The organism is Rhizobium sp. SVR5-9E (assembly GCF_056755095.1).
Map to the genome: position 1 here is coordinate 88,440 of NZ_JBNDHS010000009.1, position 18,458 is coordinate 106,897.

20 protein-coding genes are annotated in these 18,458 nt (G+C 61.7%); 2 read left to right on the top strand and 18 right to left on the bottom strand.

The genetic code is table 11. From position 1 onward, the window contains the following. Positions 1-116 precede the first annotated feature (116 nt). Positions 117-2,441 (top strand): DNA translocase FtsK, encoded by a 2,325-nt coding sequence (locus tag ACPYOJ_RS07480; RefSeq protein WP_481415676.1) that lies wholly within the window; start codon positions 117-119, stop codon positions 2,439-2,441. Positions 2,442-2,591: 150 nt separating this feature from the next. On the opposite strand, the gene ACPYOJ_RS07485 is transcribed toward ACPYOJ_RS07480, so the two are convergent. The 15 genes from ACPYOJ_RS07485 to phnG form a co-directional block, all read right to left on the bottom strand. Next, positions 2,592-3,098: a GrpB family protein gene (locus ACPYOJ_RS07485; protein ID WP_481415677.1), complete on the bottom strand. Its 507-nt coding sequence runs from the start codon at positions 3,096-3,098 to the stop codon at positions 2,592-2,594. Between the two features lie 16 nt (positions 3,099-3,114). Further along, positions 3,115-3,714 carry a phosphonate metabolism protein/1,5-bisphosphokinase (PRPP-forming) PhnN gene (gene phnN / locus ACPYOJ_RS07490; protein WP_481415678.1) on the bottom strand — a complete coding sequence of 200 codons (600 nt, stop codon included), beginning with the start codon at positions 3,712-3,714 and terminating at the stop codon, positions 3,115-3,117. Further along, positions 3,711-4,850 carry an alpha-D-ribose 1-methylphosphonate 5-triphosphate diphosphatase gene (locus ACPYOJ_RS07495; RefSeq protein ID WP_481415679.1) on the bottom strand — a complete coding sequence of 380 codons (1,140 nt, stop codon included), beginning with the start codon at positions 4,848-4,850 and terminating at the stop codon, positions 3,711-3,713. Before ACPYOJ_RS07495 ends, phnN begins: the two co-directional genes overlap by 4 nt. An 11-nt stretch (positions 4,851-4,861) precedes the next feature. Beyond that, positions 4,862-5,557 (bottom strand): DUF1045 domain-containing protein, encoded by a 696-nt coding sequence (locus tag ACPYOJ_RS07500; RefSeq protein ID WP_481415680.1) that lies wholly within the window; start codon positions 5,555-5,557, stop codon positions 4,862-4,864. A 131-nt stretch (positions 5,558-5,688) separates the two neighbouring features. Further along, positions 5,689-7,029, bottom strand: coding sequence for a phosphonate ABC transporter, permease protein PhnE (gene phnE, locus ACPYOJ_RS07505; protein WP_481415681.1), 1,341 nt, complete (start codon positions 7,027-7,029; stop codon positions 5,689-5,691). 7 nt (positions 7,030-7,036) lie between these two features. After that, positions 7,037-8,008, bottom strand: coding sequence for a phosphonate ABC transporter, permease protein PhnE (gene phnE, locus ACPYOJ_RS07510; protein WP_168827888.1), 972 nt, complete (start codon positions 8,006-8,008; stop codon positions 7,037-7,039). Positions 8,009-8,076: 68 nt separating this feature from the next. Next, on the bottom strand, positions 8,077-8,982 hold the full coding sequence (gene phnD, locus ACPYOJ_RS07515; protein WP_168827889.1) for a phosphonate ABC transporter substrate-binding protein: 906 nt from the start codon (positions 8,980-8,982) through the stop codon (positions 8,077-8,079). Positions 8,983-9,072: 90 nt separating this feature from the next. Further along, positions 9,073-9,918 carry a phosphonate ABC transporter ATP-binding protein gene (phnC, locus tag ACPYOJ_RS07520; protein WP_481415682.1) on the bottom strand — a complete coding sequence of 282 codons (846 nt, stop codon included), beginning with the start codon at positions 9,916-9,918 and terminating at the stop codon, positions 9,073-9,075. A 110-nt stretch (positions 9,919-10,028) separates the two neighbouring features. Then, on the bottom strand, positions 10,029-10,646 hold the full coding sequence (locus ACPYOJ_RS07525) for a DapH/DapD/GlmU-related protein (RefSeq protein ID WP_481415683.1): 618 nt from the start codon (positions 10,644-10,646) through the stop codon (positions 10,029-10,031). Next, on the bottom strand, positions 10,643-11,353 hold the full coding sequence (phnL, locus tag ACPYOJ_RS07530; RefSeq protein WP_168827892.1) for a phosphonate C-P lyase system protein PhnL: 711 nt from the start codon (positions 11,351-11,353) through the stop codon (positions 10,643-10,645). The genes ACPYOJ_RS07525 and phnL overlap by 4 nt, the downstream gene beginning before the upstream one ends. A gap of 12 nt (positions 11,354-11,365) precedes the next feature. Next, a complete protein-coding gene (phnK, locus tag ACPYOJ_RS07535; RefSeq protein WP_481415684.1) occupies positions 11,366-12,142 on the bottom strand; it encodes a phosphonate C-P lyase system protein PhnK in 777 nt (258 codons plus the stop codon). After that, positions 12,139-13,017, bottom strand: coding sequence for an alpha-D-ribose 1-methylphosphonate 5-phosphate C-P-lyase PhnJ (locus ACPYOJ_RS07540; RefSeq protein ID WP_168827894.1), 879 nt, complete (start codon positions 13,015-13,017; stop codon positions 12,139-12,141). The genes phnK and ACPYOJ_RS07540 overlap by 4 nt, the downstream gene beginning before the upstream one ends. Continuing rightward, on the bottom strand, positions 13,014-14,120 hold the full coding sequence (locus ACPYOJ_RS07545; RefSeq protein ID WP_481415685.1) for a carbon-phosphorus lyase complex subunit: 1,107 nt from the start codon (positions 14,118-14,120) through the stop codon (positions 13,014-13,016). Before ACPYOJ_RS07545 ends, ACPYOJ_RS07540 begins: the two co-directional genes overlap by 4 nt. Positions 14,121-14,124: 4 nt before the next feature. Beyond that, positions 14,125-14,733 carry a phosphonate C-P lyase system protein PhnH gene (gene phnH / locus ACPYOJ_RS07550; RefSeq protein WP_481415686.1) on the bottom strand — a complete coding sequence of 203 codons (609 nt, stop codon included), beginning with the start codon at positions 14,731-14,733 and terminating at the stop codon, positions 14,125-14,127. Further along, positions 14,733-15,200, bottom strand: coding sequence for a phosphonate C-P lyase system protein PhnG (gene phnG / locus ACPYOJ_RS07555; protein ID WP_481415687.1), 468 nt, complete (start codon positions 15,198-15,200; stop codon positions 14,733-14,735). Before phnG ends, phnH begins: the two co-directional genes overlap by 1 nt. Before the next feature lie 99 nt (positions 15,201-15,299). Here phnG and phnF point away from each other — a divergent pair, with 99 nt between their 5' ends. Next, positions 15,300-16,031 (top strand): phosphonate metabolism transcriptional regulator PhnF, encoded by a 732-nt coding sequence (gene phnF, locus ACPYOJ_RS07560; RefSeq protein WP_481415688.1) that lies wholly within the window; start codon positions 15,300-15,302, stop codon positions 16,029-16,031. Positions 16,032-16,077: 46 nt separating this feature from the next. On the opposite strand, the gene ACPYOJ_RS07565 is transcribed toward phnF, so the two are convergent. From ACPYOJ_RS07565 to ACPYOJ_RS07575, 3 genes are all read right to left on the bottom strand, one after another. Beyond that, positions 16,078-16,713 (bottom strand): 2,3-bisphosphoglycerate-dependent phosphoglycerate mutase, encoded by a 636-nt coding sequence (locus ACPYOJ_RS07565; RefSeq protein ID WP_481415689.1) that lies wholly within the window; start codon positions 16,711-16,713, stop codon positions 16,078-16,080. 21 nt (positions 16,714-16,734) lie between these two features. After that, entirely contained in the window at positions 16,735-17,559 is an 825-nt protein-coding gene (gene dapB / locus ACPYOJ_RS07570) for a 4-hydroxy-tetrahydrodipicolinate reductase (protein WP_481415690.1), read from the bottom strand. Positions 17,560-17,577: 18 nt separating this feature from the next. Continuing rightward, the coding region (locus ACPYOJ_RS07575) for an ABC transporter ATP-binding protein (RefSeq protein ID WP_481415691.1) at positions 17,578-18,458 on the bottom strand (881 nt) is incomplete at its 5' end.

Sequence of the window (18,458 nt, forward strand, 5' to 3'; positions counted from 1 at the left end):
AAACGCTGGCTATTGTGTTCCAATTGCGTGTCACTTTGATGCGGCTGGAAGGAACTTGTTAACCTTCATTTTCTAATCCCATCGGGTCAGAAATTAAGTGAGCAGGTAGCGGTCGCATGCGTTTTCCCAGAACGAACTTGACGGATGCCGGAGACTTTCCTTCTTCGGAGACAGACGTAGAGCATGCGGGCGAAGAAGCGTACGTTCCTCCGGCCGCTCCGATCTGGCAGAGCAATTTCACGCTTGCGCCGAACGTGCGCTTTACGCGCACGCCCGAAAACCTGATCAGCAAGCGCCGCATGGCCGAAGAGCCGATCAGCAAGCATCGCACTCCGACCGAGCCGGTACAGCCGGATCGCGAGGAAATCGTCGAACAGCAGGCTATTCATGTCGAGCCCGCCGCGCCGATCAGGGTCGACGTGCCGTTCGACATTTACCTGCCGGAAGCCGAGCCGTCTGTTCCGCACGTCGTTCATGTTGCGGAGGTTGCCGAAGTTCGGACCGACCTGGAATTCCGTGCATCATCTGAGCTTTCAGCCATTTCCGACTTCGCCTTCTGGGAAGTCATGGCCTTCGAGGAGGCTGTTGCTTCCGCCCCGGTTGTCGTTCCGCCTGTTGCAGTGCGGAAGATCGAGATCTCGCCGGAGGCGATCGTATCGCGCTTCCGCGTGATGGAATGGCGCCCTGGAGGGCAATTGCGAGAGCCGATTATTATACCGGCTGCGGCACCTGCCGCTCCTTCGCCGATAGAGTCCAGCCCGCACGAAGCTGCGCCCGCGGCCAGCCCGGCTGCCACTCCGGAGATTCTAGCAATCCAGCCGATCGCACCGATGCCGACGCGCGTGCACGCAGCCGCACCGCTTGCCCCTGCGCCGCGCGCAGTAACGCAGAAAGTCATCCCGGCAAACATCGACCCGTCCGGCTACGAATTTCCGTCACGGTCGCTGCTGCAGGAGCCGCCCGAGCGTTTCGGCGAGATCATGTCGCAGGAAACGCTGGAGCAGAATGCAGGGTTGCTTGAAAGCGTGCTGGAGGACTTCGGCGTCAAGGGTGAAATCATCCATGTCCGTCCCGGTCCGGTCGTCACGCTTTACGAATTCGAACCCGCGCCCGGCGTGAAGTCGTCGCGCGTCATCGGCCTTGCCGACGATATCGCCCGCTCGATGTCGGCGCTGTCGGCGCGCGTTGCCGTCGTTCCCGGCCGCAACGTCATCGGCATCGAACTGCCGAACGCGGTGCGCGAAACGGTCTACTTCCGCGAGATGATCGAAAGTCCCGATTTCGAGAAGAGCGGCTACAAGCTCGCCCTTGGTCTCGGCAAGACGATCGGCGGCGAGCCGGTGATCGCGGAGCTGGCGAAGATGCCGCACCTGTTGGTCGCCGGCACCACCGGCTCCGGCAAATCCGTCGCCATCAACACGATGATCCTTTCGCTGCTCTACCGCATGACGCCGGAGCAGTGCCGGTTGATCATGGTCGATCCGAAGATGCTGGAGCTTTCCGTCTATGACGGCATCCCCCACCTGCTGACGCCTGTCGTCACCGATCCGAAGAAGGCCGTCATGGCCCTCAAATGGGCCGTGCGCGAGATGGAGGAGCGGTATCGCAAGATGTCGCGTCTCGGCGTGCGCAATATCGACGGCTACAACGGCCGTGTGGCCCAGGCCCGCGAAAAGGGCGAGACGATCCACATCATGGTCCAGACCGGCTTCGACAGAAGCACGGGCGCGCCGATCGAAGAACAGCAGGAAATGGACCTGACGCCGATGCCCTACATCGTCGTCATCGTCGACGAGATGGCCGACCTGATGATGGTCGCGGGCAAGGAGATCGAAGGCGCAATCCAGCGGCTTGCCCAGATGGCGCGCGCTGCTGGCATTCATCTGATCATGGCGACGCAGCGTCCGTCCGTTGACGTCATCACCGGCACGATCAAGGCCAATTTCCCGACCCGCATCTCCTTCCAAGTGACATCGAAGATCGACAGCCGCACGATCCTTGGCGAACAGGGCGCCGAGCAGTTACTCGGCCAGGGCGACATGCTGCACATGCAGGGGGGCGGCAGGGTTTCCCGTGTCCATGGGCCGTTCGTCTCCGACCACGAAGTCGAAAAGGTCGTCGCACATCTGAAGACCCAGGGCCGTCCGGAATATCTCGAGACCGTCACGGCCGACGAAGAGGAAGAGGACGAGGTCGAAGACGGTGCCGTCTTCGACAAGAGCGCAATGGGCTCGGAAGATGGCGATGAGCTCTACCAGCAGGCGGTCAAGGTCGTGCTGCGCGACAAGAAGTGCTCGACCTCCTACATCCAGCGCCGCCTCGGCATCGGCTACAATCGCGCCGCTTCGCTTGTCGAGCGCATGGAGAAGGAAGGCCTCGTGGGCCCTGCAAACCACGTCGGCAAGCGCGAGATCGTTTCGGGGCGAGGAGATGGCGAGTAGAGCGATAACGGATTCGTCGAGGACCTGGCCCCCTCATCCGACCCTTCGGGCCACCTTCTCCCCGCTGGGGAGAAGGGACTTGCGGCATACTCGACATCCCCCTCTCCCCAAGGGGAGAGGGCAGGGTGAGGGGGCCAAGCTCCGCGACGTCTAAAGTTTGAGCTCAGCCAGCCGCACAGTTTCCACGACAAACTCGCCTTTTCCGCCCGTATAGAAATCCCAGTCGCCGTTGGCCTCGGTCGCCAACTGCCGTTTCAGTGCCGCATACTCCGCTGCCCTCCCGGGATGCGCTCGCAGGTAATCGCGAAACAAAATCCTCTCCCGATGCGCCACGTTGTCCGGCCCGCAAAGATAGAGCCGAAATCCATATCCCTCACGGTCCCGCGTGAAAGCCCAGCGGCCAGCGCCGTGCAGATCGCCGTGAAAGGCGAAATCCCCCATTTGCACTCGTTCGATTGCTGCGGGCAGAACGGCATCGGAAACCATCACGGCATCGAGATCGATCTTCGGCTTGGCGGCAAGACCGGGCACCGCGGTGCTGCCGATATGTTCGACACGGAGCAGGAGATCGCCGAGCCGATCAGAGACCTCCGCGCGCATCTCGGCAAAGAGCAGCGGCCAGGACGGATCGTAATCCACCACTTTAATGGCGCGCATGCTCCTCCCGATCTGATTAGTGCACTTCCTTCAGGAACTCGTTGATCACATCAAGGATCTTGCGCTCGGCCTCTTCAAGCGAGCCGCTGTTGTCCAGTTCGGTCACGTTGTAGTCGCCGCGTACGGTCAGTGGGCCGCGCGCCAGGCGAGCCATGATGTCCTCATGGGTCTCGCGCCCGCGGGTCTCGAGACGGGCAGCCAGAACGTCCGGGCGGGCCGTCACGTTGATGACCTTAAGCCGCGGGAAAACGGCCTTGAAGTGGTGAAGTGCAGAGCGGGAGCCATTGGCGATCACCAGATGGCCCTTGCCCAGCGCAACGGAAACCTCCGCGGGAATGCCGTATTTCAAGCCGTGCGCTTCCCACCATACGGCAAAGCTGCCGGATTGCTCCATCGAGGCGAACCCGGCATCGGAAACGGAGAGATGGCCCTCGCCGCCTGCGCCGCCGTCTCGGGTGATGACACGGCGGACGAAGTGTACGTCGGCGCGGCCTGAAAAATGCTTGGCCGCCAGCGCCATCAGCGTGTCCTTGCCGGCGCCGCTCGGCCCGACGACGACAACCATGATGCCGTGTTCGGTGCCGGGTACTGCGTGGGGTTCGTGCGAGGGGATCATGCGACCCGGCGTCCTTCACGCCACACCGAACGGGTAACCGGCACACCTTCATCGCGGAAAACGCGGACCAGATCGGCACGCAGGCCGGTCTCGATACGGCCACGATCGTTGAGGCTCACCGTGCGCGCCGGCGTTGCCGTCACCATGGCGATTGCCTTCGGCAGCGAGATCGCCTCGACTTCGTCGGCGAGAATGAAAGGTGCGTACAGCAGGCTGAGCGGCACGTAGTCGGAGGAGAGCACGTCGAGCACACCGCGCTCGGCGAGATCACGGGCGGCTATATTGCCGGAATGCGACTTGCCGCGAACGATGTTCGGGGCGCCCATCAGCACGCTCATGCCATGCTCGTGCGATGCCTTGGCGGCATCGAAGCTCGTCGGGAACTCCGCAAGGCGCACGCCGTTTTCGATCGCCTCGTCGACATGGGCAAGCGTTGCGTCGTCGTGGCTCGCAACAGTTATCCCGCGCTCCTTGCAGACCTCTGCAATCGCGGTGCGGTGCGGAGTCGAATTGCGTGCCGATTCGCCGAGGCGCTTCTCGATGAACCGTGCGAACTGTTCGTCCGAAAGGCCGCGCTTCTTCTGGTAGTAGAAGATGTACTGGTCCATCGTCTGGAACTGGCGCTGGCCCGGCGCATGGTCCATCAGCGATACGAGGCGGACGTAGGGATCATTTTCGAAGTCGACGAAATGTTCCAGCACGTTATCGGCCGAAACCTCGCAGCGCAGGTGGATCAGGTGTTCAGCGCGAAGCCGGCCTTGCTCCTCGGCCTTCTGAATGGCGTCGGCCATGTCGCGCATTTCACCATGCTCGAAACCGCCGTCTTCGTCCGCGCCCATGCGCAGGCAGTCGAACACCGTCGTGATGCCTGAAGTGACGATCTGGGCGTCATGGGCCTGGATGGCAGCCGTCTTGTTCCAGCGCAGGCCCGGGCGCGGCGAATAATGGCCCTCGAGGTGGTCGGTATGAAGTTCGACAAGGCCGGGGATCAGGTAATCGCCTTCGAAATCCTCTCCGATTGCCGAATTGCCTTCAGAAATATCGGCAATCTTGCCGTCGCGGATCAAAAGCGAGCCGTCGACGATCTCGTCCTCAAGGACGATGCGTGCGTTGGAAAGGACAGTCTCTCTGGTCATATCGTCGACTTTCAACGTTCGGCGCCGGCAAGCGGCAGCCAGGAATGAATTTTAAACGGCCCGCCCCGCTCTTCCTCAGTGAAGACCGTAAGGCTGGAAATGGAAAGCGGCCGGCCCGTGAAGGCGGCAAAACGTCTTTCCAGGATCGATCTCATCAGCGTCGAGCGCTCTTCTGGTACCTGCCCCGTCAGCGTCATGTGGAAACCGAAGTCCTCCATTACATAGGGATAACCCCACCGCATGAGGTTGGCGCGCTGGCTTTCCGTCAGCTTTTCCGGATTCCTCCTGGCAATGTCGGCTTCAGAAAGGGATGCCCGAAACGGCTCGAACGATTTTACCACGCTTGCAGCGAAATCCTGAAGCGGCGTATGCGGAGAACCCGGGACGAGCGCAAAGAACCGGCCGAGTTGACCGAGGATGAGTTCAGGAATTTCAAACGCCGGCGTGCGGGCGGCGAAATCTTCGACGACAGCCATGAAGTCTTTTTCGGTTACCGAGGAGGCAAGTGCAAAAGGTGCCTTGATCGTCGCATGAAAGCCGTAGCGGCGGGGGTCCGCCGTCAGCTCGAACTGTTCGGCGGCTGGCATCCCTTCTTCTTCAGAAGCCGGATAAGTTTGGCCGGTAAATGCATCGCGACCGAGCCAGATCGAAGCCGCACCGGTCAGGGGATCGTCCTTCGGCGGCGTGAAATAGAGTGCGTAACGCAAGGTCTTGTCCTGAAAATATGTTCAAGTCGGGAGCCGCAATGTCAGCGATTTGGCAGCGCCCCGCAAGCAGGCTCCCGGCTAAAAGATTTCCATGACAGAATGATGATGGCGCGGTGGCGCCAACATCTTTTTTAAGGCGTCTTCGTGCCCATCAGACGATGGCGGAGCGCATTCGAGGCGCCATCGAACAAGAAGATGACGATCAGGATGAGGATCACCATGTAGGCGACGTTTTCCCAGTTGGCGTTGGTGCGCATCGCTTCCCAGAGCTTGAGACCGATGCCGCCGGCGCCGACTGCGCCAATGATCGTCGCGCCGCGCACATTCGATTCCCACTGGTAGAGCGTCTGGCTGACGATGACGGGGATGATCTGCGGGACAACGCCGTAGCGGTGCTCCAGCACAGTGGAGGCCCCGGTCGAGCGCACGCCTTCGCGCGGCTTGTTGTCGATGTTTTCGAGGCCTTCGGAGTAGAGCTTGCCGAGCGTGCCGGTCTCCGTGAGGAAGATCGCACCACTGCCGGCAAGTGGCCCGGGACCAAAGGCACGGGTCAGGAAGAGCGCCCAGATCAACATGTCGACCGAGCGCAGGAAGTCGAAGAAGCGCTTCAGAACCTGATTGAGCGCGCGGCTCGGCGTGATGTTGCGCGCTGCGAGGAAGGCAAGCGGGAAGGCCGCTACAGCGCCAAGCAGAGTGCCCAGAAACGCCATGACGATGGTCTGGAAGAGCTTGGTCCAGACGTCGCCGTGCTGCCATGCGCTGTTGTTCCAGATGTTGTCGAAGGCGAGCGACAGGTTGGACTGCTCGGGATCGATCCGCGGACCAGAAATGATGAGGCCGATCACCTCGCTCGCCGGCTTGTCGAAGAAGGGTGAGTGCGTGTCGAACACGAAGTTCGCCCAACCGAGGAAGCGTTTGCGAACCTTCACGCGGTCGGCCGAGATGCTGACTTCACCGGCAAACCCCAGGTCTGCAAGAACGTTGTCATCATAGACCGTCATCCATGACGGGATCTCTCCTTCGACCTTCAGAGCACCACCGGTAAAGTCGACCGGAACGGTGATCCCGTGCGCCGCGATGATCGTCTGGGTCTTGGAGATCGTGACCGTACGGCTGGTGCCGCTGACGGAAACAGTAAGGCTGCCGTCGGGATTGTTCACGACCCAATCGGGATGCGGATCGTCACCAAGCGGCGAGAAGCGCGGGTATTTGATGGTGATCTTGTCGCCGGAAATGCGGAATTCCGGCTGAACATCGTAGCTCACCCACTGGCTGAGGTAGATCCCGACACGCTCCCAATGGGCTTCGGCGATCATCTTCGGCAGATCAAAGAACCAGACCGCGTAGATGCTGTAGAGCAGCGCTCCGATGAAAAGCATCAAGCCGCCGAAACGTTGCCGGAAGGAGCGATGGAGAACCTCCGGGTACCGCGTTTCGATCTCGTGCATACGGTTTGCGTCGATCACCGTCATGGCAGCCTCAATGTTGCAGGAGGAAAGCGTGCTCGCCGACGAGACGGCGGCGGAGCCAGGCGGAGAACTGGTCGACGGCGACGATGGTCACGAAGAGCAGCAGAACGAGAGCGACGGTCTTTGCGCCGAACCCGCGCGAGATCGAAAGTTTCAGCTCCTCGCCGATACCGCCGCCGCCAACGGCGCCGATGATCGTCGAGGCGCGCACATTGATCTCGAGGCGCAGCAGCGCATAGGAGGCGAAGTTCGGCATGACCTGGGGCATGGCACCGAAGCGCACGCGCTCGAACCAGTTGGCGCCCACCGCCTTCATGCCTTCATCCGGCTTCATGTCGATGTTCTCGACGACCTCGTAGAAGAGTTTTCCGAGCGCACCGATCGTGTGCAAACTGACCGCAATGATCGCCGAGATCGAGCCGATCGAAAGGATTGCCGCGAAAAGACCGGCAATGACGATTTCCGGAAAGGCGCGCAGGAATTCCATGACGCGCTTGGTCGCGATGCGCGGCAGCCAGGAAGGCGTCATGTTGCGTGCGGCGATGAAGCTAAGCGGCGTGGCGAAAATGAATCCGATCAGCGTGGAAACGAGCGCGACGTTGATCGTGGTGATCATCAGCTCGAAGTATTCGGGAATATAGAAGTCGCCCCAGACATAGACACGGCCTTTGGCGAAGTTGAATTCCTCGCCACCCTTGTCGTTGGGGCTCGCTATGTCGAAAAGCGCGCGCCAGACATCGTCCCAGTCCTTCGGAATGAGCCAGTTCAGGAAGTCGAAGAGATGCGGCAGGCGCTCGAAGAAATGCCCGGCATTGCTCTCGTCGGCGAAGCGGACGGAAGCCACGAAGGCGACGAACAGAACGAGCAGGCCGAGACCCGTGTAGAGACGGCGGCGCGCCACCATCTTGCTCCAGGCGTCGCCGATGTCCTTGGCGCTTGGTTGAGCGCCTCGCATGTCGGAATGGGGATCGGCAAAGGTCATGGCATCTTCCGCTCGCTCGCAAGAAAAAGGGCGGCCACGACTGGCCGCCCCGCATTCATACTGGTCGATCAGCCGCCGATGGCAGCCTTACGAACGTCGATAACAGCGTTATAGAAGTCCGGGGTAACCTTGGAGTAGCCCTTGAAGTCGCCGCCTTCGAGAGCGGAGAAGCACTTGGCATCCTTTTCCGGAAGCTTCAGGAAGAAGTCCGTGAGCTTGGTCTGCCATTCAGCGCCGAGAGCGTTGCGAACGACGAGCGGGCCGTTCGGGATCAGCGGCGAACGCCATACTTCAACCAGCTTGTTCGGGTCGACAGCGCCCTTGTCGACTTCCTTGCGGAACGTGCCGGAGGTGTAGCCGTCCATGAAGTCGCCGAGGCCCGAGGAGTCATCGACCGCAACGTCGACCTTGCCGTCATAAGCAGCGAGCAGATTGTTTTCGTGACCGCCGTTAAACTGCGTGGAGGCGAAGAACTTGTCGTTCGGCTCGCCCGTGGTCTTCGGGATCTGCGTCAGCGGAACGAGGTAACCCGAGGTGGAGTCCGGATCGGCGTAGCCAAGCTTCTTGCCCTTGGCGTCCTGGATGGTCTTGATGCCGGAGGACTTCAGGGCGAGACCGATCGAGTAGTAGCCGGTCGAACCGTCAGCCTGCTGAGTGGTCAGGATCGGGGTAACGGCGTTCGGGTCCTTGATGGCGACGGCCGCATAGCCGGAAGCGCCGAGTTCGGCGAAGTCGAGCGTGCCGCCGAGCAGGCCCTGGATGACGCCGTCATAGTCGGCGGCCGGGAACAGCGACACCTTCTCGAAGCCGAATTCCTGCTTCAGGTGATCGGCAAGGCAGGCATAGTTGCGCAGGCGATCGGTTTCGTTTTCCCCGCCGAGAATGCCGACGCGGAATTCCTTGAGGTCCGCAGCAGCGGCAGAGCCGGCAAGCGCCAGAAGCGCCGTGGCGGCAAAGAGTGCTTTCTTCAACATTGGTCTCTCCTGATTGACCGGTATTCCGGTCGTCTTGCTGTTACGAAGAAGTGTGCCCTTGACGCGGGCGCTCGATCGCGGCCGTCCCGTTCAGAGACCGGCCAGCGCCAGCGGTTGCAGGCCGGCGGATGCTTGAGCCGCGGCAGCCGCGGGAATATTGATCGATGTCGAGGTCATGGTTTCATCGATGCCGGCGCCGTCCTTGTCGGTGCCGTAGATTTCCTTGACGGCAGCCGCCGTCAGCTCCGAAGGCTTGCCGTCGAAAACGACGCGCCCGGCTGCCATGCCGACGATGCGCTCGCAGTAATTGCGCGCGGTATCGAGCGTATGCAGGTTGGTGATGACCGTGATACCTTCGCGCTCGTTGATGTCGCGCAGCGCATCCATGACGATCTTGGCGTTCAGCGGATCAAGGGAGGCGATCGGCTCGTCTGCGAGCACCATCTTTGGGTTCTGCATCAAGGCGCGTGCGATCGCCACGCGCTGCTGCTGGCCACCGGAAAGCGTCCCGGCCGTCTGCAGCGCCGTCTGCTCAATCCCAAGGCGCTCCAGAGCCGCAATCGCGTGAATGCGCTCCTCGCGGCTGAAGATATTCAAGAGGCTCAGCATCGTCGGGCGATGGTTGAGACGGCCGAGCATGACGTTGGTAAGAACGTCGAGGCGCGGAACCAGATTGAACTGCTGGAAGATCATCGCGCAGTCGCGCTGCCAGTGGCGCAATGCCTGCCCGCGAAGAGCGGAAACCTCGACACCTGCGAAGTGAATGGAGCCGGATGTCGGCTGCTGCAGGCGGTTGATCATACGCAGGAGGGTGGATTTGCCGGCGCCCGAGCGTCCGATGACGCCGACCATCTGCCCCTGAGGAATTGCCAGTGTCACGGAGTCGACAGCAGTCTTGTTACCAAAGCGGCGGGTGACATCCTTCAGCTCGAACATCATGCTCTTCCTCGCGTTTAAACCAGTGCGCCAGTGCATTAGTCCGGCTTCATGAAGCTCCAATGTCACTTTTATGTAACTGCTGTCACAATTGGCTTCATCGGCAGGTTTCAGTTGCTGTGCCGGCTAAGGAAATCCTCGGCCGAAAGCGTCCGGAAGTCATCGAGTACTGCGCGCAGCTTCGAATGCTCCCAATCCCACCAGGCAAGCTTGTCCATCCGCTCGCCGATTTCCTTGGGAAAGCGCTCGCGAATGAGCTTTGCAGGGACGCCGCCGACGATCGAATAGGGTGCAACATCCTTGGAGACGACCGCACCTGCGCCGATCACTGCGCCGTTGCCGACAGTGACGCCAGGCAGGATGGTGGCCCCATGGCCGATCCAGACGTCATGGCCGATAACCACCCGGTTTGAGCGCCGCCATGCGAAGAAATCGGTGTCCATGTCGGCGTCGGGCCAGTAGTCGGCAGCGCGATAGGTGAAATGGTGCAGCGTCGCCCGCCAGGTCGGATGATTGGTGGCATTGATGCGAACTGCAGCGGCAATATTCACGAACTTGCCGACCGTCGCGCACCAGATCGAGCCATCCTGCATGATGTAGGAATAATCGCCGAATTCGACTTCGCTGATCCGGCAACGTTCGGAGATCTCCGTGTAGCGGCCAAGCATCGTATCGCGGACGGATGCCGTCTCATGAATATAGGGCTTTTCGCCAAGCTTCCGGCTCATGCTGCAATTGCCTTTCGCGGTGAGAACTGCTGGACGTCGAGAATGCGGTCGGCGACAGCCTCGCGCACTTCCTCGTCATGGAAGATGCCGAGCAGGGCAACGCCCGCTTCTTTCTTCTCTTTGATCATGCCGACGACGACGGCGCGGTTCTTCGCGTCGAGCGAAGCTGTCGGCTCATCCAGAAGCAGGATCGAATGATCGGTAATGAAGCCGCGGGCGATATTGACCCGCTGCTGTTCGCCGCCCGAGAAGGTCGCAGGCGGCAGTTGCCAGAGCGCTTCGGGAAGGTTCAGCTTTTCAAGCAGGGCTGCTGCCTTTTGCCGGGCGGAAGCCGCATTCTCTCCGCGAGCAAGCAGCGGTTCGGCAACGACATCGATTGCCGCAACGCGCGGCACGGTGCGCAGGAACTGGCTGACATAGCCGAGCGTATGGCGGCGGACATCGATAACGGTGCGTGGATCGGCGGCCGCGAGATCAACGATACGGCCCTTGTGATTGACGAGGATCTGGCCGGTATCCACGGCGTAGTTGCCGTAGATCATCTTGAGCAGGGAACTCTTGCCGATCCCCGAGGGGCCGCCGAGAACGACGCATTCGCCGGAGGCGACGGAAAAGGCGACATCGGAAACGACCGGCAGTTTGATGCCGTCGCGCAGATGCATGGTGAAGCTCTTCGAGACTTCGGAAACGACGAGGGGCGTTGCCATGATTGTTGCCTTTCAGACCTGAAGGATCGAAGAAACGAGAAGCTGGGTGTAGGGCTCGCGCGGATCGTCAAGCACGCGGTCGGTCAGACCCTGCTCGATCACATAGCCGTCCTTCATCACCATCATCCGGTGGGAGAGAAGACGCGCGACGGCGAGGTCATGCGTGACGATGATCGCCGAAAGGCCGAGATCGTTGACGAGACCGCGAACGAGATCGAGCAGTCGCGCCTGAACCGAGACATCGAGGCCACCGGTCGGTTCGTCCATGAAGACGAGACGCGGGCCGGTGACGAGATTGCGGGCGATCTGAAGGCGCTGGCGCATGCCGCCGGAGAAGGCGCGGGGCTGGTCGTCGATGCGCCCGGCATCGATTTCGACACGTTCCAGCCAATCGATCGCCGTCGAGCGGATCTTGCCGTAATGCCGTTCGCCGACCGCCATCAACCGTTCGCCGACATTGGCGCCGGCCGACACCGTCATGCGCAGGCCGTCGGCCGGATTCTGATGCACGAAACCCCAATCGGTCCGCATCAGGAAGCGCCGCTCGGCCTCGCTCATGTGGTAGAGATCGCGATAGTCTCCGTCGCGCATGTGATATTCGACGCTGCCGGTCGTCGGCATCAGGCGGGTCGAGATGCAGTTGAGCAGCGTCGTCTTGCCGGAGCCGGATTCGCCGACGATGGCGAGCACTTCGCCGGGCCATAGCTCGAAGGAGACATTCCGGCAGCCGATACGGCTGCCATAGAACTTCGAAACGTCGTGGACCTTGAGGAGAGGGGTGTTAGTCATTCCGCAGCCTCCTTCGGCGCAAGCATCTCGCCGGCATGTCCATGCTCGCGGCGGTCTTCGCAATGGTCGGTATCGGAGCAGACGAACATGCGTCCGCCCTTGTCGTCGAGGATCACCTCGTCAAGGTAGACATCCTCCGCGCCACAAAGCGCGCAGGGCTTGCCGAAGCGCTGGATGTCGAAGGGGTAGTCTTCAAAATCGAGGCTGACGACTTCGGTATAGGGCGGTACGGCATAGATGCGCTTCTCGCGCCCGGCGCCGAAGAGCTGCAATGCATCCGACATATGCATTTTCGGATTGTCGAACTTCGGCGTCGGCGAGGGATCCATGACGTAGCGGCCGGCAACCTTGACCGGATAGGCATAGGTCTTGGAGATACGGCCGTTATGGGCGATATCCTCATAGAGCTTCACATGCATCAGGCCGTATTCTTCCAGCGCATGCATCTTGCGCGTTTCGGTCTCGCGCGGCTCGAGGAAGCGGAGCGGCTCCGGGATCGGTACCTGATAGACCAGAACCTGGCCGGCACCGAGCTTTTCTTCCGGAATGCGGTGGCGCGTCTGGATGATCGTCGCATCCTTGGTATGCGTTGTTACCGCGACGTTCGCGACCTTCTGGAAGAAGGCGCGGATCGAGACCGCGTTCGTCGTGTCGTCGGCACCCTGGTCGATGACCTTGAGAACGTCGTCCGGTCCGATGATCGAAGCCGTCACCTGCACGCCCCCCGTACCCCAGCCGTAGGGCATGGGCATTTCTCGCGAGGCGAAGGGCACTTGATATCCGGGAATCGCGATCGCCTTCAGGATGGCGCGGCGGATCATCCGCTTGGTCTGTTCGTCGAGATAGGCGAAGTTGTAGCTGGCGAGATCGGTCATTCGGCGGCTTCCTTGATGTCATCGCCACCATGGTGGGCGGCTTCGAATTCGCGGCGCATGCGGCGGACAAGGTCGAGCTCGGCCTGGAAGTCCACGTAGTGCGGCAGTTTCAGATGCTCGACGAAGCCGGTCGCCTGGACGTTGTCGGAGTGGGAAATGACGAATTCCTCGTCCTGTGCCGGTGCCGTGATGTCTTCGCCGAGCTCCTCGGCCCGAAGGGCACGGTCCACCAATGACATCGACATTGCCTTCCGCTCGCTCTGGCCGAAGACGAGACCATAGCCGCGCGTAAATTGCGGCGGTGCCTTGGCCGAACCCTTGAACTGGTTGACCATCTGGCATTCCGTTACCTGGATCACGCCGAGCGACACGGCAAAGCCAAGCTCCGGCACTTCGAACTCCACTTCGACCTCGCCGATGCGGATTTCGCCGGTGAAGGGATGATTGCGGCCGTAGCCGCGCTGTGTGGAATAGCCGAGCGCCAGGAGGAAGCCCTCGTCGCCGCGCGCGAGCGCCTGAAGACGCAGGTCGCGGGTCATCGGGAATTCCATCGGCTCGCGGGTAAGATCGCCGATCTCGTGATCCTCCGGCAAATCGCCGTCGCCTTCGATCAGGCCTTCCTGGCCGAGGATCTCCGAAACGCGGATGACGCGGCCGGCTTCGGCGGGACGCTGCACAGGTTCCTCGACCGTCTCGTCAGACAGCAGCGAAGGATCTAGCAACCGGTGGGTATAGTCGAAGGTGGGGCCGAGAAGCTGCCCTCCCGGCAAATCCTTGTAGGTCGCCGAGACGCGCCGCTCGATCTTCATTGCGGCCGTGTCGAGCGGCTTCGAATAACCGAAGCGCGGCAGCGTCGTGCGGTAGGCGCGGAGCAGGAAGATCGCCTCGATCATGTCGCCTCGGGACTGGCGGACAGCGAGTGCGGCGAGGGTACGGTCATAGAGGGAGGCTTCCGCCATGACCCGGTCAACGGCAAGTGCCAATTGCGCGACGATCTGGTCGATCCCGATCGCCGGCAGCGAACGGTCGCCGCGGCGGCGGTCGGCAAGCAGGCGATGGGCGTTTTCAATGGCGGCCTCGCCCCCTTTAACGGCAACATACATGGGGTCACATCTCCGTTGCGATAATCTTGGTGGTCCGCGGCAGGCATAGAAAACGGCTGCCCGCCGTCAGCACGAGGTCGATGCCGCGTGGGAAGAGGGCGCGGTTGTCGGCCCAGAGGCGCAGGAAGGTCTCGGGCAGTCCCGCCGGCGCAATTTCCGTCACGCTCTGAATGCCGGGACCCGTCAGCGCCAATCGACGGCCGCCCTCCAGTCCTGCAAGTTCGATGACAAGCGTCGTCGAACGATCGGGGTATTCCTGGGTACCGAGGGCAAACAGCCCAAAGGAGGAAAGCGTCACGCCGCCTTCGATGAAGGCGAAGCGGGCTTCGGCCTTTTCCGGCACGACGGGTGCACCTGTGTGAAAGCCGAGCCATTCGGGCATGGCGGATTTCGCGAGCCCGGAGGAAAGCCAGACCGGTGTATCGTGATCACAGAGGGTCAGCGCAATTGCGCCAGCGGCAATGCCGAGCTGCGCAGGCGGCGCCACTTCGGGTGCAACGGTCTGTATCGTGCCGGGGCGCGCCATGCCGTCCATCAGGATCTTGAAGACGCTCTGAGCGTGGAAGACCGGTTCAGCAAAACCGCCGGTTAGCGCTTCTGTCTTGAGGCTCATCAGTTGTCTCCCCGCACCATGGTGAAGAAATCGACCCGCGTTGCTGCCGTCTCGTCCGCCTTGCGGCGATCGGCATCCGTGACGCGGGCGGCGATAGGCTCAAGCAGCGTCTGCTCGACGAAGCGCTGTGTGGCCGGCTCCTGCCAAAGGGCGTCAAAGATGGCGGCAAGCCGTGCCTTCTCGTGATCCGTTCCGAGCGCCTGCGCATGACCGACGGCGCCGGAGCCGAGCCGGATCGTCGCGCGCGTTACCGTCACTTCGCCGAGATTGAACGGCGCTCCGCCGCCGCCGATGCGGCCGCGCACCATGACGAGGCCGGTTTCCGGCCCGCGCACCGTCTGCACTGCCGGCTTTTCCGCGAGTGCCTCGAAAGCCTCGACGAGCTCATTTCGTTCAGCACGCGCGAGCAGGTCGGCGACGCGCTTGCGCCCGCCTGCCGCCGCCTCATTCTTCTCCGCTAAGGTCATTGCCACATCCTTTAAATGTCTATTGATATAGACAACTATACAAGATATGGTTACGCTTAAATCGCCGACGTGACAAGCGTGTGACATCAAGGGGGCAAAATGGCTGGGCAGGTACAAAGGCAAACTGGGGTGGCGCTCTGGCGCCAGATCGCGGATCGCATCCGTCAGGCGATCAGCGCCGGCGCTTATGACGAAACCGGCATGGTGCCGCCGGAAACGGTTCTGGCGCTCCAGTTCGGCGTCAACCGGCACACGGTACGCAGTGCGCTGGCGGCTCTCGCACAGGAAGGCATCGTGCGCGCCGTGCAGGGGCGCGGCACGCTGATCGAGCGCAAGGAACGGCTGAACTTTCCGATCACACGACGCACGCGGTTCACCACCGGCATCGGCGAGCAGGCACGCGAAATGCGCGGATTGCTGCTTTCCTATTCCGAGGAGAAGGCCGACGCGGAGGTGGCGCGCTGGTTGAAGCTTCGCGAGGGCGAGCCCGTGATCCGCATGGAAACCGTCCGCAAGGCGGACGGTCGCCCGGTTTCATGCGCGACGGCGTGGTTTCCGGCTCGGCGATTTGCCGGCCTGCCGGATGCCTACAAGAGGACCGAGTCGATCACGAAGGCCTTCGCCGAGCTTGGGCTGGCCGACTATGTGCGCGCAACGACCGAGATCACGGCCTCCCATGCCGACGACGCCGACATTGCGGCGCTCGAACTGACGCCCGGTGCGATCGTGCTGATCACCAAGGCGATGAATACCGACCTCGAAGGCATACCTGTTCAATATGCGATCAGCCGGTTTTCCGCCGATAGAGTGCAGTTCACCATTGAAAACTGAAAAGGCCGGGCACAAGCCCGGCCTTCAACACGAGTGCGTGAAGCAATCAGTGCGCGTTCGACATGTCGCCGAGCACTTCCTTGGAAGCGACGGTCGAGTCGGCGTTCAGTTTGTAGACCATGGGTACGCCCGTCGCGAGGTTCAGCGAAAGAACCTGCTCACGATTGAGGCGATCAAGCACCATGACCAGCGAGCGCAGCGAGTTGCCGTGCGCGGCAACAAGCACCTTCTCACCGCGGAGAACGCGCGGAAGAATTTCCATGAGATAATACGGCCAGACACGGGCGCCGGTATCACGCAGGCTCTCGCCGCCCGGAGGCTGAATGTCGTAGGAACGGCGCCAGATATGCACCTGCTCCTCGCCCCACTTGGCGCGGGCATCGTCCTTATTGAGGCCGGAGAGATCGCCGTAGTCGCGTTCGTTCAGGGCCTGGTCGCGGATCGTCTCAAGGCCCGGCTGGCCGACCTTGTCGAGGATGAGCTTCAGCGTGTGCTGGGCGCGCACCAGCACGGAGGTGAAGGCGATGTCGAACTTGATGCCGTAGTCGGCGAGCGCCTGGCCGCCCGTTTTGGCTTCTTCGATGCCGAGTTCGGTAAGGTCCGGATCCTTCCAGCCAGTGAAGAGATTCTTGAGATTCCAGTCGCTCTGGCCGTGGCGAACGAGGACGAGGGTTCCGCTCATCAAATATGTCTCCGTATAAGGTCAGTGTTGGGAGAGCCCGAGCACGTCGAGCATGGAATAAAAACCAGGTTTCTTGTCGCGCGCCCAGAGCGCCGCCTTGAGGGCGCCGCGCGCGAAAATGGAACGATCGGCAGCACTGTGCGACATCGAAACGATCTCGCCTTCACCGGCGAAGAGAACCGAATGCTCGCCGATGACCGAGCCGCCGCGAAGCGTCGCAAAGCCGATCGTGCCGGCTTCGCGTGGGCCGGTATGCCCATCGCGGACACGGACGGACTGTGTGGTGAGATCAATGTTGCGGCCCTTGGCCGCAGCCTCACCCAGAAGCAATGCGGTGCCTGATGGCGCATCGACCTTGCGCTTGTGATGCATCTCGAGGATTTCTATGTCCCACCCGGCGGGATCGAGCGCGCGTGCGGCCTGTTCCACGAAAACGCTGAGAAGGTTCACGCCAAGGCTCATATTGCCGGACTTGACGATGCGCGCATGGCGCGCCGCAGCCTCAATCTTGGCATTGTCGGCCTCTGAACAGCCTGTCGTGCCGACGACATGGACGATGCGCGCCTGGGCAGCAAGGCCGGCAAACTCGACACTGGCGGCAGGTGAGGTGAAGTCGAGTACGCCTTCGGCATGCAGAAACGCCGCGAGCGGATCGTCGCCGATAATCACGCCATTTTGGCCGAGACCGGCAAGCTCTCCAGCATCCCGGCCGACGAAAGGCGAACCCTTCCGCTCGATCGCCGCATGCAGCGTGACACCGTCAATCGAGTCGATCAGGCGGATCAGCGTCTGTCCCATGCGCCCTGCTGCGCCAACCACCACCAGTTTCATCGCAGCATCGCTCATGTCGGTTCACTATCCGTATCAAAGAGAATCCGAGGCGGCAGGCCTCTGAAGATTGTTGAGTCGAGCGTAAAGGCCGTCGCTGAGCTTCGCAAGCGTCTCGTGATTGCCTTCTTCGACGACCCGGCCCTGCTGCATGACGACGATCTTGTCAGCGCGCACCACGGTCGACAGCCGGTGTGCGATGACGACCACGGTACGGCCGGTCATCGCTTCATCGAGCGCCTTCTGCACCGCTGCCTCGGATTCCGTGTCGAGCGCCGACGTGGCCTCGTCGAGAAGCAGGATTGGCGCATTTCGTACCAACGCGCGGGCGATCGACAGGCGCTGACGTTGGCCGCCCGAAAGCGTCACACCGTTTTCGCCGACTGGCGTGTCATAGCCATCGGGTTGCGCAAGGATGAACTCGTGCGCATAGGCGAGCCGCGCAGCTTCCTCCACCTCGGCATCGGAGGCTTCCGGGCGCCCGTAGCGGATATTCTCGCGGATCGTGCCTTCAAAGAGGTATGGCTGCTGCGACACGTAGGCCAGCTGCTCGCGAAGCGACTGCTTGGTGACGTGGGCGATATCCTGACCGTCGACGAAGATCTGTCCGCTCTTCGGGTCGAAGAAGCGCGGAATGAGACTGATGACCGTCGATTTGCCGGCGCCGGATGGACCAACAAGCGCGGTCGTCTTGCCGCCTTCCGCAACAAAACTCACATCGTTGAGGATCGGATCGACACCATAGGCGAACGACACGTTGCGGAATTCGATGCGGGCATCCGTTACCGTCAGGGGCTTGGCGTCAGGCAGATCGCGCTGACGCGGCTCCATGTCGAGCAACTCGTAGACCATGCGGGCATTGACGGCGGCGCGCTCGAGCTGGATCTGCAGTCTTGCAAGGCGCCGGGCAGGGTCGT